Source organism: Streptomyces sp. NPDC059866, from assembly GCF_042731325.1.
In the GTDB taxonomy this organism is placed as follows: Bacteria; Actinomycetota; Actinomycetes; order Streptomycetales; family Streptomycetaceae; genus Streptomyces; species Streptomyces flavusporus.
The window spans coordinates 189,842-212,730 of record NZ_JBHWJT010000018.1; the positions used below are offsets into that span (position 1 = coordinate 189,842).

A 22,889-nucleotide genomic window follows, 5' to 3' on the forward strand; every position below is an offset into this window, starting at 1 on the left:
TGCCGAAAGCGGGCGGCCCCCACTCGGGACGGTGGTGGCCGCCAGGCGAGCTTCAGCCCCTTCCCACACCCTGATCACGGGGCCTGGCTCCACGCCAGGCATCCGTCCGGCGGACAGGGCCTCACCCTGCTGTCCCACGAACCAAGGGAGTACGGCAATGACAGTGATGACGGACGCGCTCGTCCCGGCGCTGGAAGACGTCCGGGAGGCCCACGCCGCGGTCATCGACCGGTTCCGCGCCGACCTGGCCGTCACCCCCGCCGGCCCGTATCGCCAGACCCTGCAGCGCCACGTCGCCGGTACCGAGGACAGCCTGGCCCGTCTCGACGACCACGCCCGCGAGATCCGCCCGCGGACGCTGCTGCGGGACACATCCGAGATCGTCCGCAGTGTCTCCGACGGCGCGGTCCGCACAGCCAGAATCCCGCTGGAGATCGGCATGCTGATCGCGAGCGGTCCTCTGCGCTGGGGGCGTCAGGCCACCGAGCGTGAGCAGCTGAAGAACGCGGAAGGCGAATACGCCGCCGTTGCCCGGGCCCTGATGACCTGCCGGGCCGCGGAGAGCATCGCCGTCCTCGCCGATGACGAGGAGGCCGTGGACCTTCTCGCCGCGCTGCGCCGCCAGGACGAGCAGCTGCTGCAGACGCTGCAGGACACCGTCGACGAACAGGCCAGGGCCCTGGCCGCCGCAACCGCGAACGGCAGCCGGCCGGACCAGGACAACGGCGGCACCACCGCGGCGGCCGCAGAGCTCGTGCGTACCGTCGTAGCCCGGATCCGCGAGGCCACCCGGACCGGCGGGCAGCAGACCCCCCGAACGGCCGCCGGGACAGCCCGGGAGATGCCGAGCGTGACGCGGCTCGCCGAGCACGTACAAGGCGCCGACACCGGGCTGCTCCGCCCGGCGTCGTATGCCCCACGCCGCTCGGGATCGCCCGGCGTGTTGTAGGCGGCAGGACGTCGGCGAGGCGATCCGCTGCTGCCGGATCCTTTGACCGGGCGTCCGAATGGAGCTACCGCATCAGCCTGCGACAGGCGGAGGTGATCTCCCCGGCGGACGCATCACATGGGACGTCGAGGACCACTCAGTGGCCGCTGCCCGGGCACCGGCCGAGCCGCTCCGATGTCGCGTACGTGGGCCTTGGAGGACACTGGACGCATCCAAGGCACTGTGGTGAGTGAGAGCTGATCATTATGCGTGCGTCGCATGTCACCGGCCGCAGTGACCCGGCTCATGGGCCCCTGGCGCGGGAGCGGGTTCACGTTCTGGTCGATCAGCAGGGCTTGGTGACCAGGTGGAGCCCGGCGGCCGAGAGGCTGCTCGGCTACCCGAAGGATGCGGTACTGGGGCGCTCGGCAGTGGACCTGCTGGTCGGGATGGCTGCCGCTGGGCGTCCGTCGGCCCGTGGCGAGGGCTTCGCCGTTGTGCTGCGGTGCCGCGACGGCGGCTTGCTGACGTGCCGATTGGCCGTCCGGCCCGAGCGCGTGGGTGACGCGGGCACGGGCTGGGAGGTGATGCTTGCGCCTGCCGAACCGGACGGGCCGGCGGAGCTCGATCGGGCGCTTCTCGAGACGCTCTTCACCCTCTCTCCCATGGGCTTGTTCCTCCTTGACCCTCAGCTGCGCCTTGTCCGGTTCAATCCCGCGGCCGAGGGCATGCAGGGCACCTCGGTCGAGGAAGCTGTCGGCCGGCGTCCGACGGAGGTGTGGCCCGGATTCGGCGTGGAGACGGTGGAGCGGGTCATGGAACAGGTGCTCGCCACAGGCCAGCCGGTGATCGGCGTCGAGAAGCGGGTCCGTCCCCCGGGCGATCCACGGCACGAGCACGTCTATTCCGCTTCCGTTTTCCGTCTGGAGGACGCTCAGGGCCGGATCCTGGGCGTTGCGGACGCCACTGTCGATGTCACCGACCGCCACCTGGCCCAGGAGCGGCTGTCCGTGCTCGCCCGGGCCAGCACCCGGATCGGGTCCACGCTCGACGCGTTGGACACAGCCCACGGCCTGGCGGAGGTGTCGGTGCCTGTGCCGGCCGACAGCGTCGCGGTCGATGTGCTGGAGGCGGTGCTTGCGGGCCAGGACCTGGATGCGGGACCCGTGGGACACGATGCCGTGCTGCGCCGGGCGGCTTCCCGTTCCCGGGAGGACGAGTCCCGGGGGCCGGCTGCGGACGACGATGTCGCGGTCCCACGTGCAGCCGTCATCGAGGCCCTGGCCGATCTCGAGCCGCGTCTGGTCGACCCGCTGTCCTCGCTGGGGCGGCAGATGGTGCAGGGCTTGAGGACGCCCGGGCGAACCGGCGAAGAAGTCCACTCGCTGATCGTCGCGCCGCTGGTCGCTCACGACCGGGCCCTCGGGCTCGTGACGTTCTGCCGCTGGGGAGAACGCAGGCCCTTTGAGCGCGATGATCTGACCCTCGCCGCGCAACTCGCCCGGCGCGCGGCCGAGTGCCTGGACAACGCCCGCCGGCACCTGCGCGAGCACCACTCCCTGGTCGCGCTGCAGCACATCCTGCGCCCGAGCGGGCTTCCGCCACAGCAGGCGCTGGAGGTGGCGCACGCGTACGTGTCCGCGGGATCCGGTGGCGACTGGGTCGACGCCATACCGCTCTCCGGGGCCCGGGTGGCCCTCGTGGCCGGCCGCGCGCCGGGTCGCGGCATAGAGTCTGCCGCCACGGCAGGACGGCTTCGGGCGGCAGTGCACACCCTGTCGGACCTGGACCTGGAACCTGATGAACTGCTCGCCCGGCTCGATGACATGGTGCGTCGGACGGGCAGGGCGAACGGCCTCACGGGGAGCGACGACCAGCCATCTTCCGTACAGGACACGGAAACGTCTGCCCACGGGCCGGAGTGCGGCGCCACGTGCCTCTATCTGATCTACGATCCCGTGTCCCGGCGCTGCTCGGTATCCACCGCCGGTCACCCCTGTCCCGTGGTCGTGCGTCCGGACGGCACCGTAGGGACTGCCGACGGTCCGGCCGCCGACTCGTTGTGCTGCCCCGGTTCGCCGTTCGGCAAGGAGGACTTCGAACTTCCCGAGAACTCGACGCTCGTCCTGTACACCCCAGGGCTGCTCCAGCGGGCACAGCAGCCGGACGACCCGGGCGGCCAAGAGCGCTTGACCGCCCTGCTCGCTCGTTCTCCCGGCTCTGTGCAGGCGACATGCAGAACGCTGACCGACGCACTCGTCCCGGCTCGGCCCCACGACGATGCCGCCGTCCTGGTCGCCCGCACACACGCGCTGGACTCGGCCCACGTCGCGTCGTGGGACCTCCCGAGCGATCCGGCCACGGTCTCCACAGCCCGCTCCCTCGCCACCCGGCAGCTCACCACATGGGACATGAGCGACGCCGCATTCGCCACCGAACTGATCGTCAGTGAGCTCGTCACCAACGCGATCCGGCACGGCAAGCCGCCCGTGACACTTCGACTCGTGCGCAGCCACGTCCTGACGTGCGAGGTGTCCGACGGCAGCAGCACCTCTCCGCGGCTGCGGCACGCCCGCACCACTGACGAGGGCGGTCGCGGGCTGCTCCTCGTCGCACGGTGCTCCGACCGGTGGGGGACCCGCTACACGAACGAGGGCAAGATCGTTTGGGTTGAGCAGAACACAGACGGCACAGCGACGTAGCCACGACGGCGACGATTCACTGGCACTCCCTTCGCGACCGCCCCTTGCCGAGCGAGACTGGTAGGAGACGGACACCGCGCTGATCCGGTCCCTTTGTACGCCCCGGCGTACCGGCTCGGATGGAGGACCGCCTGCTTCGGTTCGCAGGAGATGGCGATGAACGGCTCGGTACGGATGGGACGAGTTCTGGGGGTGCCGCTGCGCATCCACTGGACCGTGCCCCTGCTCGTGGTGCTCTTCGGGTACAGCCTGGGCAGCCAGACGCTCCCCGCCTGGACTCCGGACCAGTCGAACGCCGCCTACACCGTCGCCGGCCTGGCGGGGGCCCTGCTGCTTCTGGGCAGCCTGCTGGCTCATGAGGCCGCGCACGCCGTCACGGCGCGGAGGAAGGGCATCCCGGTCCAGAGCATCACGCTCTGGGCACTGGGCGGGATGACCGAGATGGGCAAGCCGCGCGCGGCCGGGGCGGCCTTCCTGGTGGCCGTGAGCGGGCCGCTCACCAGCCTGGTCGTCGGTGCGGCGGCGCTCGGGGCGGGCATCGGGCTGGACGTGCTGTCCGGCTGGGTGGTGCCGTCGGCCGTCCTGGTCTGGCTCGGGTGGGTGAACTTCGTCCTGGGCGTGTTCAATCTGCTGCCGGCCGCACCGCTGGACGGAGGGCGGGTGGTACAGGCGCTGATGTGGTGGCGTACCGGCGACCGCGACCGGGCCGAACGAGCAGCCGCACGCAGCGGCCAGGTCCTCGGCATCCTGATGATCGCCGTCGGCTGGATCTCCCTCCTGCGCGGCGCCTTGAGCGGTCTGTGGCTGATGCTCCTCGGCTTGTTCGTCCTGATCGTCGCCGGCGCGGAACGCCGACGCGCCGCACTCGCCCCGGCCCTGCGCGGCGTGCGAGCCGCCGATGCCATGTCGAGTCCGGTGGAGACCTGCCCGGACTGGTGGATCGTGGAACGCTGCGTCGAGGAGGTGGCCCTGCGCGCCCGCCATTCGATGCTGGCACTGATCGACTTCGAAGGGCGCCCCAGCGGCCTGCTCGCCCTGCCGCGGCTCGCGAGGATCCCCGCGCCGCAGCGGGGGACACAGCGCGTGCGTGACGTGGCGACCCCCCTGTCGCAGTGCACGACCTGCGCGCCGGACGACCTCCTGGACGACGTGCTCGAAAGGCTCCGCCCGGTCAGTGACATGTGCATCCTCGTCACCGACGGACCGAACCTGGTGGGCATCATCACCATGCGTGACGTCTCTCGGATCGTCCAGCGCCACGCACTGCGCGGGACGGACAGTCGTTGAACGGCGGTGTACGCGGATGTGCCGCAGACGTCGGTGTACGACCTGCACAGCCACGCGGTGCCGCGCTCGGCTCCGGCACTGAGTGGATCAACACGAAGGCCGTCGTCGTGAGTCCGGGGGACAGGCCCTGGGTCAGCAAGCTCGGCGCCCACTGCTGCGCGGCCGGCCCACTGAGCCGACGTCGACGTCTGCTTCCTTCGTCGATCAACGAACATGCCGGGATATCCGTTCGCCCTGGCCTGCGACCAATGGCTAGCGTCTCGGCGTGGACATCACAGATCCCAAAGACGTCGTCCGGCGCGGGTACGACGCCGTGTCCCTGCGCTACGACGAGGCGTACGGTGCCGAGACGAAGTACCAGTCACTGCTCGGTGACCTGTGCCGGCGGATCCCGGCCGGTGGCACGGTGCTGGACCTGGGCTGCGGTAGCGGGGTGCCGGTCGCACGTACTTTGGCTGCCGCCGGATACCGGGTCACCGGCATCGACATCAGCGAGGTGCAGATCCGCCGGGCCCGGGAGCAAGTTCCTCAGGCGGAGTTCGTCCACGCCGATGCCACGGCGGCAGTCTTCGATGCCGCGTCCTTCGACGCGGTCGTTTCCTTCTTCGCCCTGATACACATTCCGCTGGCCGAGCAGCCGCCCCTGTTGCGGAAGATCGCCGGGTGGCTGCGCCCGGGAGGCTGGTTCGTGGCCACCACGGGATACACCGCTTGCACCGGAACCGAGGAGAACTGGCTCGGCGGCGGTGCCCCGATGTGGTGGAGTCACGCGGACGCCGCCACCAACCGTGAGTGGATCAACGAGGCCGGCCTGACAGTCGAGCGTGAGGAGTTCGTCCCGGAGGGCGACGGCGGGCATGCCCTGTTCTGGGCACGCCGACCCTGACGGTCCACGTGGGCACGATGCGCCGTCCGGACTCGCCTCTCACCCTGCCGTGAGCTCCCCGAAGCATCCCGGGCCGGACAGGCCGCGGGCTTGCGGGTCAGCGTCGATAGAGCTGCCACATGGCAAGTTCGTCATCGTGCGCGCGCAGGCGTTCGACGGCCTCCATGGGGGTGCGCTGCTCGGTGAGTTCGTAGAAGAAGAACAACGGGGCGAAGACGCTCGCATAGCCGAACGGGGCGCCGCGCGGGGCGATATACATGCCGGCGCCGGCGTCGAGGAAGGCGTCGGCGAGTGCCGGCTCCCCGGTGTCGCAGCCGGTGACGAGGGTGACGCTGCCCGGCAGGTGGACATGTTCGCGTACTCGGTCCGGGCCGACGGCACCGTTGAACGGCTGGAATCTGGCCAGTTCCTCGGCGACATCGTCCATCAGGATGCGTCCCTCGTCGCCGTGGCAGGACACGATCACATACGGTGCGATCGGTCGGCTGCCGTCGAGTGCCGCCACCAGATGGCGGGGCTGGCCGACCCGGAGATAGTTCACGTGGACGCCGAAGACTTCCAGCCCGTCACGCAACGGATGCGCGAACCCGCCCTCGATGTCGATCAGGTCGACCTCGGTCCAGGCCAGGCGACCTGCCTGCACCTCACGCACGCGCGACGGACGCTGAGTTGCCAGCCACTCCTGTTCGTCTCTGTGCATCATTCGCCCAAGATGCCACGGCCACAGCCGTCGACCCCGCTGATCACGCAATTCCGGTGAGAGCAGCGAAACGTGGCTGGCCTGCGTACCGGTACGGTCATGCCGTGGTCTCGGTGCACAGTGTGAGGGAGGGTCTGGGTGAAGGTAGTTCTGGCGGGGGGAACCGGTCAGGTGGGTGGCATCCTGAATCGTGTGCTGACCGCCGAGGGCCATGAGGTCGTGGTTCTGACCAGACGGCCGGTGGGCGACCGTGACGTCCGGTGGGACGGCAGAACGCTCGACGCTTGGACGGAGACGATCGACGGCAGTGACGTCGTGATCAATCTGGCCGGCCGCAGCGTGAGCTGTCGCTACACCGAGGCCAACCTCCGCGAGATGATGGACTCGCGCGTGGATTCCACGCGTGTGGTGGGCGAGGCGATCGCGGCTGCCCGGCGGCCTCCCGGGGTCTGGCTGCAGATGAGCACTGCCACCATCTACGCCCACCGCTTCAACGAGCCCCACGACGAGGCGACCGGGGTGATCGGTGGCACCGAACCCGGAGTTCCCGGCTACTGGGCCTTCAGCGTTGAGATCGCGAAGAAGTGGGAGCAGGAGCAGGAGCGGGCCAGGACGCCGCATACCCGCAGGGTGGCCCTGCGCTCGGCGATGGTGATGAGCCCTGATCGTGGTGGCGTCTTCGACTACCTGCTGTGGCTGGCGCGCCTCGGCCTCGGCGGGTCGGTCGCGGGCGGCGCGCAGTACGTGTCCTGGATTCACGAGCGGGACTTCGTCCGCGCGGTGGAGTTTCTGATCGACCGGGAAGATGTCGCTGGACCGGTCAATCTCGCGGCCCCCGGCCCCCTGCCGCAGCGGGCGTTCATGGGCGCGCTGCGCAGGGCCTGGGGCATCCCTGTGGGCCTGCCGGCGGCGAAGTGGATGGCCGAGATCGGCGCCTTCGTGCTGCGCTCCGACACCGAGCTCCTGCTCAAGAGCCGGCGGGTGGTGCCGGGGCGACTGCTCGAAGCCGGATTTGTGTTCGACCACCCCGAGTGGCCGCAGGCCGCGGCCGACCTCGTGCGGTGGGTGCGTCAGGAGCGATCCCGCACCTGAGCGGTCCGGGGAGTCGGCCGGCACCGGCACACACAGTCAGGAGCCCGTCCTTGCCCGACGCTACGGCGACAACGTTCCGGCGCCCACGCCGCAGACCAACTCCCACCCGCCACGACGCAGCCGCCATGGCGATCGGCCGGCGCGCCCCGGGACACCCGATCCGGCCGGGGGTACCTCCCAGGCTCTTGAGGCACTGGGGGAGGACGGCAGCGCCCCCGCAGCGCCAGAGCGATGCTGCGGGGCATCGGACCGTCCGGGCCCGACCGGGCACCCCGGGGCGTGAGGGAAACCCCCGCATCCTCGGACCACGGACACGATCCGTGTGCGCCGGACACCGGGCGAAAGCTGTGGACCAGAACACCCCACACCGTTCGAGGCGTTCGACTGAGCATGAGTTCCGGCAACAGGACTCACTCAGTCTCCAGGAACGGTCAGGTGGTGCAGTCCGTCCTCCAGCAGCGTGAACGCGTGCTCGGCGTCCTCCACGGCACCCGCATAGCGCTCGTCGGCGGGTTCCCCGTACGCCAGGCGTTCGGCGTTGTCCTGTGCCAGCGCCCACTGCACCGCGACGATCTGGACGGCAGCAAGCCGCGCGGTGAGTTCCGGAGTGTCTGCCGTTTCCTGCAACGCCTGGGCGAGTGCGCGTTCGGCGCCGGTCTTGAACCCTTCCATCCGGGCCACCAGCGAGGGCGCGTCGAGGATCATCCGGTGGACCCTCCGCACCTGGGGATGGTCGTTGAGCCCGCTGATCGGGTCCCGCTCGCGCAACCCGGTGAGGAAGTGCTCGCGCAGTGCGGTCAGCGGGGCGGTGCCAGGCGGGCGGGCCCGCACCACCCGGGCGGCTTCGGTCTCGTGGTCGGCGAGACGATGCACCACGAGGTCTTCCTTGGTCGGGAAGTACGCGAAGAGTGTGCGTTTGGATACTTCCGCAGCCTCGGCCACCTGGGCCACCGAGACCTGGTTGAAGCCGTGTTCGAGGAACAGCGTGATCGCCGCCTCGGAGATCGCCGCGCGGGTCCGCTGCTTCTTGAGTTCCCGTAGTCCTGGCTTGCCGTCCACGACGCCCACGGTAGCAAGGAGTTTCCCCGAGGAGATATCTGCACCTGGTATACATTTACTCCAAGGCGAGAGATGGGATGGAGTGAAGGTGTTGGCCGAGATCGAGACCGAGGTCGTCGTCGTGGGCGCCGGCCCGGCCGGGCTGATGCTGGCGTGCGAACTGGCTCTGGCCGGGGTCGAGACCCTGGTGGTGGAGAAGCTGCCCCAGCGCATCGAGCAGGTGAAGGGCGGCGCGATTCAGCCCCGCACCGCCGAACTGCTCCAGACGCGCGGGCTGCTGGAGCCGTTGCTGCAGCGGGCCGTGCCGACTGAACCGGCAGGCGGGCACTTCGCGACCCTGCCGGTGCCCTTGGACTGCACCCCATGGCAGACCAGGCACCCTTTTCCGATCGCGATTGCCCAGTGGGAGATCGAGGAGGTACTCGAGGAGCGGGCGACCGCCGGCGGCGCACGGGTTCTGCGCGGCACCGCGGTCTCAGCAGTCGAGTCGGACAACGACGGTGTGACCGTGACGGCGGACGGCCTGCGGGTGCGGGCGCGCTATCTGGCGGCGTGCGACGGCGGCCACAGTACGGTGCGCAAACTGCTCGGGCTGCCGTTTCCCGGCAGGCCCGGGACCCATCAGGCGGTGCTGGCGGACGTCCGTCTGTCCGCCGTTTCGTCGCTGGTGCCGCAGCAGTTGGGGCACATGAGCACTCTGACCCGTCAGGGTGGCGGCTACTGGGCCATGCTGGCCCCGCTCGGCGGTGACCGGTACCGGTTCACTTTCGGGCGCGCGGACCGAGCGGACATCGACCGCGACACCCCCGTCACCCACCAGGAGATCACCGCCGCCCTGCAGGCGGTGTACGGCGAGGAGACCACCCTGGGCGCGGTGGACAACTCTTCTCGGTTCTCCGACGCCACGCGGCAACTGGAGCACTACCGCGCGGGCCGCGTCCTGTTCGCCGGGGACGCCGCACACATCCACCCGCCGCTGGGCGGCCAGGGCCTCAACCTCGGCATCCAGGACGCGATCAACCTCGGCTGGAAACTGGCCGCGGCCGTCCAGGACCGGGCGCCGAGCGGCCTCCTGGACAGTTACCACACCGAGCGGCATCCGGTCGGAGCCCAGGTGCTGCACCACACATCGGCACAGCGGGTCCTGGCCGACCCGCACCCGAGCGAGGACGTGGCCGCCCTGCGCGACATCTTCATCGACCTGATGCGCCTGCCCGACACCAACCGTCATCTCGCAGGACTGCTGTCCGGCCTGTCGCTGCGCTACGAGCTGCCCGGCGAGCATCCGCTCACCGGACAGCGGATCCCGGACATCGACCTGGTCACCCCAGCCGGCCCCACCCGGCTGTCGGCGCTGTTCGGCGCGGGGCACGCCGTACTGCTCGATCTGGAGGGAGCCGTCCCGGCCGATCTCCGGCTCCCGGAACGAGTCGACCTCGTCCGTGCCACCTGCACCGACGGTGTGGGCGCTGCCGTCCTGCTCTTCCGTCCCGACGGCTACGTCTGCTGGGCTGCGGACCACCCCGCCGCCTGCGGTAAAACCCTGCTCTCCGCAATCGCCGGCAACCTGACGGAGGCGCACTGAGCCTCCTGTCCACGGAGCTGCACACCGCGGCGGCGGCGTGACCGGCTGCCGGTCTTCACCGACGATCAACTGCGCCGTCTCGAGGTGCCGTTGCCGGTCATCACGGGAGCGAAGGGCCGGATGCCGAACTCCTCGAGCCGGTCCGGCGGAGGGGACCGGGCCGTGCGGTCCGAGCTGGTCGGTTCGGCATCGGCCGCCGAGTGACCAGTTCGGCCGGTTGGGCCTTTCCGCTCACTGGCCCGACGGCGCCCGGTGTTCCTCCGGGCGCCGCAGACAGACGAGTGGCGACCTGCCGGGTGAGTGTGGTTACGGGATTGCGCTCAGGCGGTGGTGCGGAACGGCCCGGTGACCTCGTAGGTGATGCCGCCGGAGGAACTGCCGGACGTGCCGCGCTGGCTGGAGAAGTACAGCCGCTTGCCGTCGGGGGAGAAGGCGGGGCCGGTGATTTCGGAGCCGGACTGGCCGGTGATGCGCAGGAAGGGGGCGACGATGTCGTTGGGAGTGATGATGCAGATCTCCATGTTGCCGCCGTCCTCGGCGACGAACAGGTCGCCGGAGGAGCTGCCGGTGACGTTGTCGACGCCGGTCAGCGGTGCGGTGCCGTTGGTGACCAGGCTGTCGTCGTAGGCGAGCTCGTAGGTGCTGTTGAGCAGGTTGAGCTGCCAGACGCGGTTGTCGCCCTTGGTGGTGAACCAGACGGTGTCGCTCGCGTAGTGGCAGCCCTCGCCGCCGTTGAAGATCTTTGCGCCGGAGACCTGGTCGCGGGTGTAGGTGGGGGAGCCGTCCGGGTCGGGCACGTTCGTCCAGGTGAAGGAGCCGGAGGTGCCGGTGCCGGCGACCAGTACCTGGAGGGTGCCGGAGGCCAGGTTGCCCCAGGTGGTGGGGATGAACCGGTAGAAGCAGCCGTCCGACTCGTCCTCGGTCAGGTAGATCACCTTGCGTACCGGGTCGGCGGCGGCCGCCTCGTGCTTGAAACGGCCCATCGCGTCGCGGCGGATGGCGGCGTTCGCGCCCCAGGGATCGGTCTCGTAGACGTAGCCGCGGCTGACCTCCTCGCAGGAGAGCCAGGTGTTCCACGGGGTGGCGCCGCCCGCGCAGTTGGTGCGGGTGTTGGACAGGATGCGATAGGCGCCGGTGACGGTGCCCGAGGAGTTGAACTTGACGGCGCTCGCGCCGCCGCCGGTGCCGAGTTCGGAGTTGGAGACGTAGATCCAGCCCGTGCCGTCGGCGAAGCAGGCGCCGCCGTCGGGGGCGCCGTGCCAGGTGTAGGAGGTGCCGGGGACCGTCTGGCTGGAGCGGGCGATGACTCTGCTGGTGAAGCCGTTGGGCAGCATGATCCCGTTGGCGTCGGCGGCCAGCAGGCCACCGTAGGGGCTGGTGCCGTTCTGGGCCGGGGCCGCGTAGGCGGCGCCGTGCATGAGGGTGCCGCCGAAGACGGCAGCCGAGGTGCCGATCACTGCACCACGCAGAAAGCTGCGACGTTCCACAGGTACTCCTTCGTCGAAGAAGGGCGAACGATGGCTCGTTGAGCGCCGCCGACTGGTCACCGGGGACCCTAGGGCCCCTGGCAGGGGGCGGTAAGGATTCCTTGGACCAACTCCTCCCGGACAACTGGTGAGTAGTTTTGACGCAGAAACGATCAGTCAGTCATCAAATGAACCATCAGGGAATTCCCCCGGACCAACTGGTGCAGATCCTTGAGGGGAAGCGGGCCAAGGAGGCCGGGCCGTTGGCGAATCCGCTCACGGATGCTGTGGGATGTCGTCAAGCCGCCGCGCCGATCTCCTCCTCTGATGCGGCGACGCCATCCGGGTGGCACCGGCCCGGCTGGAGGAGGCCGACGCCGACCGGCTGCACACCGACTGCTTCGCCGTCCGGGACCGATCCCGCGCGTAGGCGCCCGCCGTATTCGCAATGCTGCGGGCCCACCTGCAACACCGTCCCCACCCCGTCACGAGTCGCGCTGCCTTCGACGACTTTGCCCGGAGGACGAGCACACCAGAGGCGGCTGTGGCACCGTGGACTCAGGCCTGGTCCGTCACTCCCCCCGTGGTGACGGGCCAGGCCTCACTGCATGCTCCAGGAAACGCATGTGGCCGAACCCGACCTCCTCGTCATCGACGTGGAGGGCGCGGACGACGGGACTGTCCAGGACATCTCTGCCCAGGACATCTCCGGCCCGGCAAGGAACACGAGGAAGCTCAGTGCAATGATCGACAACGCCTGAACGGTGGCGTCCGGCTGCACCAGATTCAGCACCGCCGGACCAAGGACCACGCCGACCACGATCTCGAGGACGGGGCCCGGAGGGGAACTCGGGCCCCGTTCCGCGGTGCTGTGGACTGCTGGCCCTTCTAGGCTGATGGGGCGATCTCCGGTCGCCTTCGGGGGCACGGCCATCCGGCAAGTGTCACGCTGGTGCGGCCCCCTCTCCGGGTCCCGGGCCAAGCGGAACTCCTCGCTCGGAAGACGCAGAGGCAGCGCCGGCCTTCGGCCCGCCCGCTTACTGCGTCCGGTGCCGCCGGGTCAACCTTCCCCGAGACCGGTGGCGCACCCCACGGCACGGGGCGCGCACGTGTGATCACCCCGACTCGGCCAAGGAGGCCAACCGATGGTCGCCAGCAACCCAGTTCTCCTCGGCAACGCCGGTGGCGTGGGCCGCACGGTCCTTGAGCAACTGCGCGCGCAGGACGTGCCCGTACGTGCGATGGTGCGCCGCGACGACGATCGTGCCGCTGAGCTGCGTGGGCTCGGCGCGGAGGTCGTCCTCGGCGATCTGACCCGGCCCGAGAGCGTCGCGGCCGCGCTGGAAGGCGTCGGCAGGATGTACTTCGCGATGCCCGTATCGCCGGACCATCTGCTGGCAGCCACCGTGGTGGCCAGCGTGGCGCGCGAGCACGGAAACCTGGACGCCCTGGTGAGCATGTCCCAGATGACGGTGTCGCAGATGACCGCCACCAGCACTGCGGAGTCGCACCAGCAGCGCCTGCACTGGCTGGCGGAACAGGTACTGAACTGGTCGGGCCTGCCGGTGGTACACATCCGGCCGACGTCTTTCCTGGACAACCCACTGTTCACCACGCTGCCGGCCCGCTCGATCCGGGAGAACGGCACGATCGCGCTGCCGTTCGGCACCGGGCGCACCTCGCCGGTCGCTGTGGAGGACGTCGCCCGAGTGGTCGCCACCGTGCTGCGCGACCCGGCCCCACACATCGGACACGTCTACGAGCTCACCGGCCCGCGCACGGTCGACATGACGGAGATGGCCGAGGAGTTCTCGCGGGCGTTGGGCTCTCCGGTGTCCTATGTGGACGTGCCGCTGGACCGGTGGCGGGCCGAAGTCCTCGCCAAGGTGGGCCTGCCGTCGCACACCGAGGAGCACATCGCCACCATGGCCCGACTGCACCGCGAGAACCGCTACGACCGCGCGACGGACGACGTACAGCACGTCACGGGCGTACCTGCTCGATCGGTCGAGGCGTTCGTGGCCGCTCGCAAGGACTTCTACCTGGGCTGAGCCGCACCGGCCGACACGTACAACGCCGACGAGTGGCTCGTTCGAGTGCGGCTCGCGTGGCGGCCAGGGAAGTGCGGCCTCGTGGTCGGCGTACAGCACACTGTGCCCGCACCCGCTCCGGTCGACCTCCGCGGTCCCGACGCTCTGTGCACTACTGTCGACGGCATGAGCGAAAACTCCGAGCGTTCCGTCGTCGTCGAGCGAACCAGCACAGGCCACTTCGTCGCGACCAACGCCCGCGGCGGATCGATCAGTTTCGGTACGGCCTCCGATGCCGGCCGGGAGACCGAGTTCACCCCGGTCGAGCTGTTGCTCGCCGCGATCGGGGGCTGCACGGCCGCGGACGTCGATATCTCCACCAGCCGCCACGCGGAGCCCATCGGGTTCTCCGTCGCGGTGACCGGCGACAAGATCAGTGACGAGCTCGGCAACCGCATGACCAACCTCATGGTCACCTTCACCGTCGCCTTCCCGGACGGTGAGGGTGCGGATCGCGCCCGCGCGATTCTTCCCCGCGCGGTCAAGACCTCCCATGACCGTCTCTGTACGGTCAGCCGCACGCTCGAGATCGGCACGCCCGTGACCGCGACGATCAACAGGACGCAACCAAGCTGAGTCTCGCCGGCGGCAGGCGTCACCCGTCCGCTGCTTCCTCGGCCTCCCAGCGCAGCAGGTCTCCCGGCTGGCACTCGAGCACCTCGCAGAGCGCGGCGAGCGTCGTGAAGCGCACCGCCTTGGCGCGGCCGTTCTTGAGCACCGCCAGGTTGGCGGGTGTGATCCCGACGCGTTCCGCGAGTTCGCCCACGGACATCTTCCGTTTGGCCAGCATCACGTCGATGTCGACGGCGATCGGCATCAGATCACCTCAGCCAGCTCGGCCTGCATCTGCGCCGCCTCGATGTCACGCGCGACGGCCTGGGCGAGCAGCATCCGCAGCACGAGCACGATCAGCGCGACCCCCAGGACCGCCAGGGCGGCCCCGCCCAGCAGGAGCACCATGCCCGGGGGCACGGCCTCACCCGGCGCCAGGACCGCACCGAGCGCGAACACCAGGAGCGCGGCCGTCACCATCGCGCCGATCACGAAGTGCACGTACCGGAAGGCCGCGTGGGAGAACACCGTTCCCCGTCGAACCATCGTCACCAGTCGCCACACGCAGACCAGGACGACCTGGACCGTCACCATCCCCAGCACCGCGATCACGAGGGTCGGAGTGCGCACGTGTGCGATGTCCGCGTCGAGATCCTGCAGGTCGACAGCCAGCAGCGGCACCATCACCGCCTGCACGAACACCGAGCCGGCGAGCAGCACCACCAGCACGGCGCGCAGCGCAAGCACCGTCAGCTTTCCCATTACCTCTCCCTACGATCGAGCAACGATGGGAATCTATCGATATTCGATAGATGCGGCAAGGGGTGGGCCGACGAGGTGGGACGCCGGTACAGACGGCAAGGGCGCCGGGCATGTCGAGCAGGGCCGCCGAATATTCCGTGCCGTGCCGGTCGCTGAAGGTGCAGACTCGCTCCATGGCAGACATGGGGGCGTTCCGGGACGCAGTCAGCCGCTGGGCGGCCGGCGGTCCCGGCGGAGCGGCGGGTGATCTGGCTGTGCAGCTGGGGGTGCGGACGGCGGTGCTGCTGGAAGGACTGAGTGATCTCGCGGCCGTCGAGGCGCTGGCCGCCCAGCGTGGCCGGGACCTGGCCGCCGAAGGGGTGTGCGTCGTGGCGATGGGCGGTGCGATGAGCGTCGGCCGTTACGCCGGTCTTCTCGGGCCGCCCGGTCTTGGCCTGCGCTTGAGGGGACTGTGCGACGAGGGCGAGCAGAGCTTTTACGACTGCGGCTGGAAGCGGGCCCGGGCGCCGCAGCGGGGCTTCTTCGTGTGCGTGGCGGACCTGGAGGACGAGCTCATCCGTGCGCTGGGCACGGCGCGGGTCGAGGAGATCATCCGGGCGGAGGGCGACCTGCGTGCCTGGCAGACCTTCCTGCGCCAGCCCGCACACCACGGTCGGCCCCGGCAGCAGCAGCTGCGGCGCTTCCTCGGCACGAAGAAGGGCCGCAAGATCCGCTACGGCCGTCTCCTGGTGGAAACCCTCGACCCCGAACAGGCGCCGGCCCCGCTCGACGACCTCCTCACGAGCCTGTGACCGACGCCGGGCGTTCGTTGTCAGGACTCCGGCGACGGAGGCCGGACTCGGCGAGGTGCGGCGGGTGCGTCGCGAGCGCCGGCACGCGTTGGTGCCGATGATCGCCGAGGTGGGTCTCGGCCGGGCGACCGTGCCGTTCCTCTTCGTGCAGACCATGCACCCGGGCACGATCCGGCTCGCAGGCGACACCGCGGTCGGCCGTGCATACATCGCGGAGGCCGGGCTCATGCGCGACGGCAGCTCGCACTTGAACGGATCGTGACCGGCGCGGGCAGTTCGACGAGTACGAGGGCAGGGCGCACCTGGACGGCGACGATCCGTCGCGGTCGAGCGCCGAGCTCACGATCCAGGCGAAGAGCATCCGGACCGTAACCAGAGGCGCGACGACCACCTGCGCAGCAAGAGGTCTTCCTGGACGTGGACAACCGCCCGACCATCAGCTTCATCTCGATCGGGGTGCAGCAGGTTGGCAAGACCAACGTCAAGGTCACTGGTGACCTGACCATCCGCGGCGTGACCAAGCAGGTCACCGTGGGCTTCGAACTGACCGGTGCCGAGAACGATCCACAGGGCAGGTTCCGGGTCGGCTTCCACGAACCGTCCTCTCAGGTATCGAGGACGTGCGGCAGGCCCAGCCGGTAGCGGATGTGGTCGGCGGCCTTGAGCTCGGCGAATCCGGGTGGTTCGACGCCGCCGAGGAGACGGACCTCGTCGGCGCCGTCGGCACCGGCGGCCTCCAGCACGGCGTTGGCGGCTCGGCGGCCGGTCTCGTTGGCGGTCTCCATGGATGTGAAGTCGAGGTTGCTGTGGGCGCGCACGTGGTCACCGGCGAGGAAGAGGTTGGGGATGGCGGTGACGGCTTCGGATCGCAGGTGCCAGGAGGAGACGTCGTTGAGGAAGTAGGTGTCGTCGTTCTCGAGCCTGCCGACGGCGGCCTGGGTGACGGCCGGGTCGAGGAACCAGGAATGGACGATGCCGTCGGGGAGGATGACATCGCCGTTGTCCTCGAGGCCTGCCTTCATCTGCGCCCAGACCTCCTCCGAGATCTCCTTCGGGGTGCATTCCTTGGCCGGTCTGCCGTAGAGGGGGCCGGGTGTGTCCCAGTCGGAGATGACGACGGAGAGGGATTCGGCGGCCGTGCCGTCGCCCCAGGTCTCGGTGAAGGGATCGGACCAGAAGCGGGACTGCCCGACCGGGGCCAGTGCCCACGGGGAGTCCATGAGGGCGAGGTGGGAGACGGGGCCGCGGAAGGTCTCCTTGAGGTAGTACATGATGCCCTGGCACCACGTGGTGCGCAGTCGGTCCATCTTGGCGAGTTGAGGATCGGCCGCCCGGATCTCGGGAGACCACAACTGCCGTACACGGTCCACGGGGAGAGCGGCCACATACCAGTCGGCGTCGATCCGTGCGGGACCGGCCGCGGTGCGGGCGTGAGCGGCCGTGATGCGCCCGTCGGAGCCCAGTTCGAGGGCTTCGACGAGATGCCCGGTGACGAAGCGGACGCCCAGCGATGTGAGGTGCCGCACCCACGGGTCGATGAAGCGTTCGCTGGTGGGGCCGTCGAGGATCCGGTCGAAGGGGCCGTCGGGCCCCATCCCGAGCATGGAGTAGAGGATCTTCGAGATGCCCTGTCCGCAGGTCCGGGTGCTGGCGGTCTCCGGCCGCAGAGCCTCGATGACCTTCGCCGAGCCGCCCCACATCACCTGGTAGAAGTCCGACTTGCCCTCGTATTCGATGAAGTCGAGCCAGCCGGTGTGCTCCCACTGCCCGAACTGGCGCTCGTCGCAGCTCGTCATGAGGATGGCGAGTTTCCGGCCGAGCAGCACGCACTCGTGGGGGAGGAGCTGGGGCATGGTGCGCAACAAGCCCTCGATCACGAGGGGGAGGGTGGCGGGGTCGAGGGTGCGGGTGTCGGGCGGGATCGTGGGGAGGTAGAGGTCGCCCTTGCCGTTCTCTCTGTTGAACGCGAAGTAGGGGACGGTGACGAGGTTGTCCCAGACGCCGTGTGTCCGGTCGCCGAAGGGGATGCGCCGCATGGTGTCCGGAAGGTTGGTGTAGAAGCCGAAGAAGCCTCGATGGCCGTGTTCACCGGGCAGGTCGCGGCGGCCACCGGTGGCCGTGCCGGTCACCGGCAGGCTGCGCGCCTTACCGCCCCACTCCGCTCGCCGGTCGTACACGGTGACGTCGAAGCCTCGCTCGGCGAGCTCGTGGGCCGCGGTCAGGCCGCCGATACCACCGCCGAGTACAGCCGCTCTCGTTCGGGTCCGCTGTGCCGCGGTCGCCTTCGCAGGCCGGAGTCCGAACGCTCCGGCTGCCGCCAGCGATCCACCCCAGCCCAGTACCTGCCTGCGTCCCGGCATCGCATCCTCCCCCTCGGCGGCGTCGTCGCCGGGACGCTAGGGGGGCACCCGCAAGATCGGAACGCTGGGCTCGCCATGTTCGCATCTTCCGCACATCGGTGAATCAGTGGGCTTGGTGCCGCACTTGGTCTGCACGAGCCTCGCACGCACGAAGGGCCTCTCCACCTGTCGCGCGCACTGCTCCGACCCTGCGGATGGACCGCAAGCCTGTCCGCACGTACACGCGCGACCGCCGTCGAAGACCTCGAGGCCGTAACAACCGTCGGCTGACCATTGCCCTGCTCCAGTGGCATCGTCGAAGGCGTCGCCGGCCGTATCAAGCGCACGGTGGTTGCCGGCACGGCGGGCGTTCCTGCCGCACCTTCGGGGACGGGCGCAGTTCGAGCTGGGGCGGCTCGACGAGGCGCTGGCGTCGGCGCGGGAGTGTGTGGCGGCGTGCCGCCGTCTCATCCCGTGCGCCGGGAGCCGGCGCTGGGTGGTCTGCCGGGCGCGCTGCGTACGTACGCGTTGGTGTGGGTGGCCCTCGGCCGTACGGAGGAGTCCGTGGCCGCCTATGACGGGTACGCCGGGCTGCTGCGGGCCATGTCGTTGCGGGAGCTGGGGGCGCGTGCCGCTGGTGCGGGCGCGCGCGTGCTGAGCGAACTGACCTCCGGATTGCGGGAGTTGGGCAGGTGTGAGGAAGCCTTGACGATCGGCCGTGAAGGGAGGGATGCGGCCGACGGCGTACTCGTGTGGACCTTGCCTTGAGGCCGTGCGGCAGCCGTCCCCCTACAGCCCCGAGGCCGGCCCGCCGCCTCGGCACAGGCGCTGAGCGCCAACCGCGGCTTTTCCAGGCGGGACCCGGCCTCCGGGCGGCTGGTGCGGTCCGGAGAAGGTCCGGCGGCGGGGTCCCCGGTCAGGGGTGAGCCGTCGGCCTCAGCTGGACACCGCGCACTGACCGCGGTCGGCGGTCTTCGGTCCCTCCGCGGTGGGACGGACGTCGAAGTCGAAGATTCCGGTCGGGAGGTAGAGGGAGCAGCAGGCGTTGGGGATGTCGACGATCCCGCTGATGCGTCCCTCGATGGGGGCTGCGCCGAGGAGCAAGTAGGCCTGCTCTCCGGTGTAGCCGAACCTCTTCAGGTACTCGACGGCGTTGAGGCAGGCGCGGCGGTAGGCGACCGTCGCGTCCATGTAGTAGTTGGTGTCGGTGTCGTGGTCCACGGAGATCCCGATGAAGGAAAGGAACTCCGAGTACCGCGGTTCGACATTGCCCGGCATGAAGACGGGGTTGGTGCTGATGCCGTACTTCTCCATGCCACCCTTGATCAGATCGACGTGGAAGTCGATGTAGCCGCCCATCTCGATGGCGCCGCAGAAGGTGATCTCACCGTCTCCCTGGCTGAAGTGCAGATCACCGCCCGACAGCTTGGCGTCCTTGACGTGCACGGGGTAGAAGACGCGCGATCCGCGAGTGAAGTTCTTGATGTCGTGGTTGCCGCCGTTCTCCCGTGCGGGAACGGTGCGCGCTCCTGTCTGGGCGATGCTTTCGGCTTCCGATCCGGTCGCCTTGCCGACGAGGGACTGATCGGGGTCGGGCGTGAGTCCCAGAGGCGGGATCCGGTCGGGGTCCGTGTCGATCAGGGCCTGCTCGCGCCTGTTCCACCTCTCCAGCAGCTCCGCTGAGGGGGCTGTGCCGAAGAGACCGGGGTGGGTGATGCCGGTGAAGTGGACACCGGGCAGGTGCCTGGACGTCGCCACTTGCCCGTGGAAGTCCCATATCGCCTTGTAAGCGTCCGGGAAGTAGTCCGTCAGGAAGCCTCCACCGTTGGCCTTGGCGAAGACGCCCGTATATCCCCAGCCCTGACCCGGCGCGTCCCCGACTTGCTGCGGTACCGGCCCGAGGTCGAGGATGTCCACGACAAGCAGGTCGCCCGGCTCCGCGCCTTCGACGCCTATCGGCCCACTGAGCATGTGTGTGGCCTTCAAGTCGACATCGCGCACGTCATTGGCAGAGTCGTTGTTGCCGATCTGCGCGTCGGTCCATTCGCGGCATTCGACGCGGAACTCGTCCCCCGGGCGGACCATCGCGACGATCGGGACGTCAGGATGCCACCTGTTGTGTCCAGGTACAGTCTGGTCGCGCATCGACCGGGACTGGTCGACGCTGAAGATTACTTCAGGCATGTGAACTCCTCATATTCTCTGTACCGGTGAAGGGGTGCGACGTAGCGCCCGGGGGCGCCGGGGCCCCAGCACCGGGGATGCCCCGGGTAGCCCCTCATGCCTCTTCTTGCGTCTCCCTCAACCACCTCCTGCGCTCGGAGCGACGAGTGTCGGTGTCGGCGGCGATCGTCCGGCCAGGCGGAACCGCTAGCCGGGGCTGCCCGCCGGGTAGCTCGGAGCGCCGTACTCCTCGGCAGGCCTGCCGGGCCCCCTCCGGCGGAGCACGAACCACAGCGCGGCGAAGACCAGCACGCCAAACGCGCCCAGCGCGATCGCGATCTCATAGAAGTTCTCGGCAACCCAGTAACCGGACAGCAGCAGGAATGCTGGTATGACGCCGGTCACCCAGCCTTCTATCGCGGTCACCCAGCCGACGTAGGGCGTCAGCGCCTCCAGTTTCAGTCCCAGTAGCAGGAAGAAGAGGAACCAGAGGAAGGCCCAGTAGAGCCATATCACTCCGAACGGCTGATCGCCGAACTGCCGGAAGCTGACGAAGGAATAACCCAGGGCCACGATCGACACGAACAGCGAGTAATAGCCCACGCCCGTCGTGTCGAGCCCCATGAGCAGTCCCACTCCCACATACAGGTACGTGAAACCGAAGAGGAAGATCCCCGATGCCAGCAGAATTCGGTCGGGATCCTGATTTGCGGCGATGATGAGATAGGTGGGTGTCACGACCTGAAGCCCGCCCACGAACAGGTTGAATATGGCGGCTGCCCGGCTGTCCACCTTGCCCAGCAGCATCAACCCGTTCAGGAACAGCACCGCGCCAACGAAGAGAAGTCCGACGTTGGCCAAGGGGACACACCTCCCGATATTCCGCTCTCGCGAGCGATGCGCCCGCCGGGCGGTCATGCGACCGAAAAGCAGTTGTGTGCGATTCCGCGCAGTGCTTCGAGGCGGTACGGTCGAGGCCGCCCCGCGCCCTCCCGAAACGGGCGTACCGACCGATCCGGCCGGTGCGCGATTTCCCTCTCAGGGCCGAGGAAGCCGGGCGACCGCCGGATGGACCGGTCTCCGCGCAGCAGCCTCGGGAGGCACCCGCGTGACCACCGCGGGGTTTTCCCGGGACTTCTCCTCTTGCTCGCGCAGGCCTGCGACGGCAGGCGACCTGAAGGCGGTCGCGGGCGACGAGTACACACGCCGTGCCGTATTCGAGCACTGCGGGCAGTCCCGCTCGGCGGGCGCGGTGCCGATCGGCAGCTGTACGTCGAACGATCCGCACCGATTGCAGGAGTACTCGTAGGTCGCCATGAGGAGTCATCTCCAGCTGGCCGCGCTTCCAGCCCAGCCCAGGCCATGCGCGCGGATCTGGTCGCGATCTCTCAATTCCAGGCAACGCCTCGGAGGACGGCGTGTCAAGGCGAGTCGAAAATGCTCTGGGCGCCGCCCTGGGCTGCCGTGCGAAAGGGGCCGGACACGACGCGGGCACCCAGGCCGCGCGGCGGTGGTGCATGTGCCGTGTCCGCTGAATTCCCCGACGCGGTCGGGGCGTTGCCCACGCGGTGATTCAGCCGGTCAGGGGAGTGGTTCGATGTGCGGCGCGGCCTGACGTCTGCGTGCCGGCCTCCGGCGAGGGAACGGAGGGGAGGGCGCCCACCCTCAGGATCTCGACTTCACGACATCACCGTTGCGGAGATCACCTACAGCCGCGCTGATCTTCGACCGGGACGCCGTGGCACGCGCTTTGGAGAGCGGTCATCTGGCGGGCTACGACGGTGACGTCGTCCGGGAGAGCCTGGAGCGCTGGTTCGACAACTGCCCGATCCGTCAGGAGTACCTCATCGTGGAGGACGGCAGGCTTGCGGGATCCGGGACGGGGCTCGCTCATACACGGCCGACGTACAGGATGGGAGCCGGCGGGACCATCGCCGCCTGGGCAGCGGCAGCCCCATACGACCTGGCCGGATGCCGTGCCCCGGCGTACGTGTCAGGGCGAGCCCGCTATCGCGCACGCGCGGCACGGGGGTCGGCCGCAGGTGCACTGCAGGATGCCGTCCAACACCTCGTGGTCGTGGTAGAGGCACTTGTCCTGGCAGGTGTGGCGGGGGATGAAGCCCCCCTGGAGTTCGTCCGGCCAGGGTTCTTCGCCCTCCCGGCAGCGGACAAACCGTTCGGGATCCGTGGAGTGCAGCCGATGCATGCTCTCTCGGGCCTCGCCCTCCAGGGCGTGTGTTTCGGCGACCATGCCTTTGAGCTGGTCGGCGAGACCGGAGAACCTGGCGTCGCCGGTTCTCACATGGGCGGCGCTCAGGGCCATGACAGCGTTGCCCAGGAACCGTCGAGCGTCCTGGAGATCGGTGACGTGATGCAGTTGGATGCCGGTCACGCCTCTGACCCATACGGCGTCTTCGCTCACTTGTCCACCTTCCGGGCTCGAGTTGCCCACTGGTGATGCCGACGTGTGGAGGTACGCCGCATCTT

At 69.3% G+C, this 22,889-nt stretch carries 23 protein-coding genes and 1 pseudogene; 13 read left to right on the top strand and 11 right to left on the bottom strand.

Features of this window, described 5'->3' with window-relative positions; genetic code table 11:
• The first annotated feature begins 157 nt into the window (after positions 1–157).
• The 4 genes from ACFV7R_RS27645 to ACFV7R_RS27660 all read left to right on the top strand — a co-directional run bounded on the left by ACFV7R_RS27645 (position 158) and on the right by ACFV7R_RS27660 (position 5,803).
• Complete coding sequence (locus ACFV7R_RS27645; RefSeq protein WP_385268127.1) at positions 158–949, top strand: hypothetical protein; 792 nt, start codon at positions 158–160, stop codon at positions 947–949.
• Between the two features lie 245 nt (positions 950–1,194).
• Positions 1,195–3,630: a SpoIIE family protein phosphatase gene (locus ACFV7R_RS27650; protein ID WP_385268129.1), complete on the top strand. Its 2,436-nt coding sequence runs from the start codon at positions 1,195–1,197 to the stop codon at positions 3,628–3,630.
• A gap of 156 nt (positions 3,631–3,786) precedes the next feature.
• Complete coding sequence (locus tag ACFV7R_RS27655) at positions 3,787–4,917, top strand: site-2 protease family protein (protein WP_385268131.1); 1,131 nt, start codon at positions 3,787–3,789, stop codon at positions 4,915–4,917.
• Positions 4,918–5,182: 265 nt separating this feature from the next.
• Positions 5,183–5,803, top strand: coding sequence for a class I SAM-dependent methyltransferase (locus ACFV7R_RS27660; protein ID WP_385268133.1), 621 nt, complete (start codon positions 5,183–5,185; stop codon positions 5,801–5,803).
• 97 nt (positions 5,804–5,900) lie between these two features.
• On the opposite strand, the gene ACFV7R_RS27665 is transcribed toward ACFV7R_RS27660, so the two are convergent.
• Positions 5,901–6,506 (bottom strand): hypothetical protein, encoded by a 606-nt coding sequence (locus tag ACFV7R_RS27665; protein ID WP_385268135.1) that lies wholly within the window; start codon positions 6,504–6,506, stop codon positions 5,901–5,903.
• 135 nt (positions 6,507–6,641) lie between these two features.
• Between ACFV7R_RS27665 and ACFV7R_RS27670 the strand changes: the two genes are divergently transcribed.
• On the top strand, positions 6,642–7,595 hold the full coding sequence (locus tag ACFV7R_RS27670) for a TIGR01777 family oxidoreductase (RefSeq protein WP_385268137.1): 954 nt from the start codon (positions 6,642–6,644) through the stop codon (positions 7,593–7,595).
• A gap of 414 nt (positions 7,596–8,009) precedes the next feature.
• Here ACFV7R_RS27670 and ACFV7R_RS27675 read toward each other — a convergent pair whose 3' ends face one another.
• Positions 8,010–8,654 carry a TetR/AcrR family transcriptional regulator gene (locus ACFV7R_RS27675; protein WP_385268139.1) on the bottom strand — a complete coding sequence of 215 codons (645 nt, stop codon included), beginning with the start codon at positions 8,652–8,654 and terminating at the stop codon, positions 8,010–8,012.
• A gap of 88 nt (positions 8,655–8,742) precedes the next feature.
• On the opposite strand from ACFV7R_RS27675, the gene ACFV7R_RS27680 reads away from it, so the two are divergent.
• A complete protein-coding gene (locus ACFV7R_RS27680) occupies positions 8,743–10,239 on the top strand; it encodes an FAD-dependent monooxygenase (RefSeq protein WP_385268141.1) in 1,497 nt (498 codons plus the stop codon).
• A 320-nt stretch (positions 10,240–10,559) separates the two neighbouring features.
• Here ACFV7R_RS27680 and ACFV7R_RS27685 read toward each other — a convergent pair whose 3' ends face one another.
• Positions 10,560–11,726, bottom strand: a complete 1,167-nt coding sequence (locus tag ACFV7R_RS27685) for an alkaline phosphatase PhoX (RefSeq protein WP_385268143.1) — start codon at positions 11,724–11,726, stop codon at positions 10,560–10,562.
• A 587-nt stretch (positions 11,727–12,313) separates the two neighbouring features.
• Between ACFV7R_RS27685 and ACFV7R_RS27690 the strand changes: the two genes are divergently transcribed.
• Positions 12,314–12,466: a DUF6207 family protein gene (locus tag ACFV7R_RS27690; protein ID WP_385268145.1), complete on the top strand. Its 153-nt coding sequence runs from the start codon at positions 12,314–12,316 to the stop codon at positions 12,464–12,466.
• On the opposite strand, the pseudogene ACFV7R_RS27695 reads toward ACFV7R_RS27690, so the two are convergent.
• A pseudogene (locus tag ACFV7R_RS27695) lies at positions 12,436–12,639 on the bottom strand (hypothetical protein); the annotation flags it as partial. The gene ACFV7R_RS27690 and the pseudogene ACFV7R_RS27695 overlap by 31 nt on opposite strands.
• Positions 12,640–12,850: 211 nt before the next feature.
• On the opposite strand from ACFV7R_RS27695, the gene ACFV7R_RS27700 reads away from it, so the two are divergent.
• Positions 12,851–13,756, top strand: a complete 906-nt coding sequence (locus ACFV7R_RS27700) for an NmrA family NAD(P)-binding protein (RefSeq protein ID WP_385268147.1) — start codon at positions 12,851–12,853, stop codon at positions 13,754–13,756.
• A gap of 165 nt (positions 13,757–13,921) precedes the next feature.
• Positions 13,922–14,371 carry an OsmC family protein gene (locus ACFV7R_RS27705; RefSeq protein ID WP_385268149.1) on the top strand — a complete coding sequence of 150 codons (450 nt, stop codon included), beginning with the start codon at positions 13,922–13,924 and terminating at the stop codon, positions 14,369–14,371.
• A 19-nt stretch (positions 14,372–14,390) separates the two neighbouring features.
• On the opposite strand, the gene ACFV7R_RS27710 is transcribed toward ACFV7R_RS27705, so the two are convergent.
• Both ACFV7R_RS27710 and ACFV7R_RS27715 read right to left on the bottom strand, forming a co-directional pair.
• Positions 14,391–14,612: a helix-turn-helix transcriptional regulator gene (locus ACFV7R_RS27710; RefSeq protein ID WP_224738923.1), complete on the bottom strand. Its 222-nt coding sequence runs from the start codon at positions 14,610–14,612 to the stop codon at positions 14,391–14,393.
• Complete coding sequence (locus ACFV7R_RS27715) at positions 14,612–15,109, bottom strand: DUF2975 domain-containing protein (protein WP_385268151.1); 498 nt, start codon at positions 15,107–15,109, stop codon at positions 14,612–14,614. The genes ACFV7R_RS27710 and ACFV7R_RS27715 overlap by 1 nt, the downstream gene beginning before the upstream one ends.
• Before the next feature lie 173 nt (positions 15,110–15,282).
• On the opposite strand from ACFV7R_RS27715, the gene ACFV7R_RS27720 reads away from it, so the two are divergent.
• From ACFV7R_RS27720 to ACFV7R_RS27730, 3 genes are all read left to right on the top strand, one after another.
• Positions 15,283–15,900 carry a TOPRIM nucleotidyl transferase/hydrolase domain-containing protein gene (locus ACFV7R_RS27720; protein WP_385268153.1) on the top strand — a complete coding sequence of 206 codons (618 nt, stop codon included), beginning with the start codon at positions 15,283–15,285 and terminating at the stop codon, positions 15,898–15,900.
• 64 nt (positions 15,901–15,964) lie between these two features.
• A complete protein-coding gene (locus tag ACFV7R_RS27725) occupies positions 15,965–16,162 on the top strand; it encodes a hypothetical protein (protein WP_385268155.1) in 198 nt (65 codons plus the stop codon).
• 155 nt (positions 16,163–16,317) lie between these two features.
• On the top strand, positions 16,318–16,542 hold the full coding sequence (locus ACFV7R_RS27730; RefSeq protein WP_385268157.1) for a YceI family protein: 225 nt from the start codon (positions 16,318–16,320) through the stop codon (positions 16,540–16,542).
• Here ACFV7R_RS27730 and ACFV7R_RS27735 read toward each other — a convergent pair.
• Positions 16,506–18,260 carry an FAD-dependent oxidoreductase gene (locus tag ACFV7R_RS27735; protein ID WP_385268159.1) on the bottom strand — a complete coding sequence of 585 codons (1,755 nt, stop codon included), beginning with the start codon at positions 18,258–18,260 and terminating at the stop codon, positions 16,506–16,508. The genes ACFV7R_RS27730 and ACFV7R_RS27735 overlap by 37 nt on opposite strands.
• A 435-nt stretch (positions 18,261–18,695) precedes the next feature.
• Here ACFV7R_RS27735 and ACFV7R_RS27740 point away from each other — a divergent pair, with 435 nt between their 5' ends.
• Positions 18,696–19,007 (top strand): hypothetical protein, encoded by a 312-nt coding sequence (locus tag ACFV7R_RS27740; RefSeq protein WP_385268161.1) that lies wholly within the window; start codon positions 18,696–18,698, stop codon positions 19,005–19,007.
• A 168-nt stretch (positions 19,008–19,175) separates the two neighbouring features.
• Here the strand turns inward: ACFV7R_RS27740 and fmdA are convergent, their stop codons facing one another.
• The 4 genes from fmdA to ACFV7R_RS27760 form a co-directional block, all read right to left on the bottom strand.
• A complete protein-coding gene (gene fmdA, locus ACFV7R_RS27745) occupies positions 19,176–20,423 on the bottom strand; it encodes a formamidase (RefSeq protein ID WP_385268163.1) in 1,248 nt (415 codons plus the stop codon).
• 186 nt (positions 20,424–20,609) lie between these two features.
• Entirely contained in the window at positions 20,610–21,263 is a 654-nt protein-coding gene (locus ACFV7R_RS27750) for an AmiS/UreI family transporter (protein ID WP_385268165.1), read from the bottom strand.
• Between the two features lie 177 nt (positions 21,264–21,440).
• Complete coding sequence (locus ACFV7R_RS27755) at positions 21,441–21,719, bottom strand: FmdB family zinc ribbon protein (RefSeq protein WP_385268166.1); 279 nt, start codon at positions 21,717–21,719, stop codon at positions 21,441–21,443.
• A gap of 676 nt (positions 21,720–22,395) precedes the next feature.
• On the bottom strand, positions 22,396–22,824 hold the full coding sequence (locus ACFV7R_RS27760) for a hypothetical protein (RefSeq protein ID WP_385268168.1): 429 nt from the start codon (positions 22,822–22,824) through the stop codon (positions 22,396–22,398).
• Between the last annotated feature and the right edge of the window lie 65 nt (positions 22,825–22,889).

Coding starts and splice junctions, on each gene's coding strand:
- ACFV7R_RS27720 (WP_385268153.1), top strand. CDS start 15,283: ATGGCAGACATGGGGGCGTTCCGGGACGCAGTCAGCCGCTGGGCGGCC.
- ACFV7R_RS27645 (WP_385268127.1), top strand. CDS start 158: ATGACAGTGATGACGGACGCGCTCGTCCCGGCGCTGGAAGACGTCCGG.
- ACFV7R_RS27665 (WP_385268135.1), bottom strand. CDS start 6,506: ATGATGCACAGAGACGAACAGGAGTGGCTGGCAACTCAGCGTCCGTCG.
- ACFV7R_RS27700 (WP_385268147.1), top strand. CDS start 12,851: ATGGTCGCCAGCAACCCAGTTCTCCTCGGCAACGCCGGTGGCGTGGGC.
- ACFV7R_RS27705 (WP_385268149.1), top strand. CDS start 13,922: ATGAGCGAAAACTCCGAGCGTTCCGTCGTCGTCGAGCGAACCAGCACA.
- ACFV7R_RS27715 (WP_385268151.1), bottom strand. CDS start 15,109: ATGGGAAAGCTGACGGTGCTTGCGCTGCGCGCCGTGCTGGTGGTGCTG.
- fmdA (WP_385268163.1), bottom strand. CDS start 20,423: ATGCCTGAAGTAATCTTCAGCGTCGACCAGTCCCGGTCGATGCGCGAC.
- ACFV7R_RS27735 (WP_385268159.1), bottom strand. CDS start 18,260: ATGCCGGGACGCAGGCAGGTACTGGGCTGGGGTGGATCGCTGGCGGCA.
- ACFV7R_RS27655 (WP_385268131.1), top strand. CDS start 3,787: ATGAACGGCTCGGTACGGATGGGACGAGTTCTGGGGGTGCCGCTGCGC.
- ACFV7R_RS27710 (WP_224738923.1), bottom strand. CDS start 14,612: ATGCCGATCGCCGTCGACATCGACGTGATGCTGGCCAAACGGAAGATG.
- ACFV7R_RS27755 (WP_385268166.1), bottom strand. CDS start 21,719: ATGGCGACCTACGAGTACTCCTGCAATCGGTGCGGATCGTTCGACGTA.
- ACFV7R_RS27650 (WP_385268129.1), top strand. CDS start 1,195: ATGCGTGCGTCGCATGTCACCGGCCGCAGTGACCCGGCTCATGGGCCC.
- ACFV7R_RS27690 (WP_385268145.1), top strand. CDS start 12,314: ATGCTCCAGGAAACGCATGTGGCCGAACCCGACCTCCTCGTCATCGAC.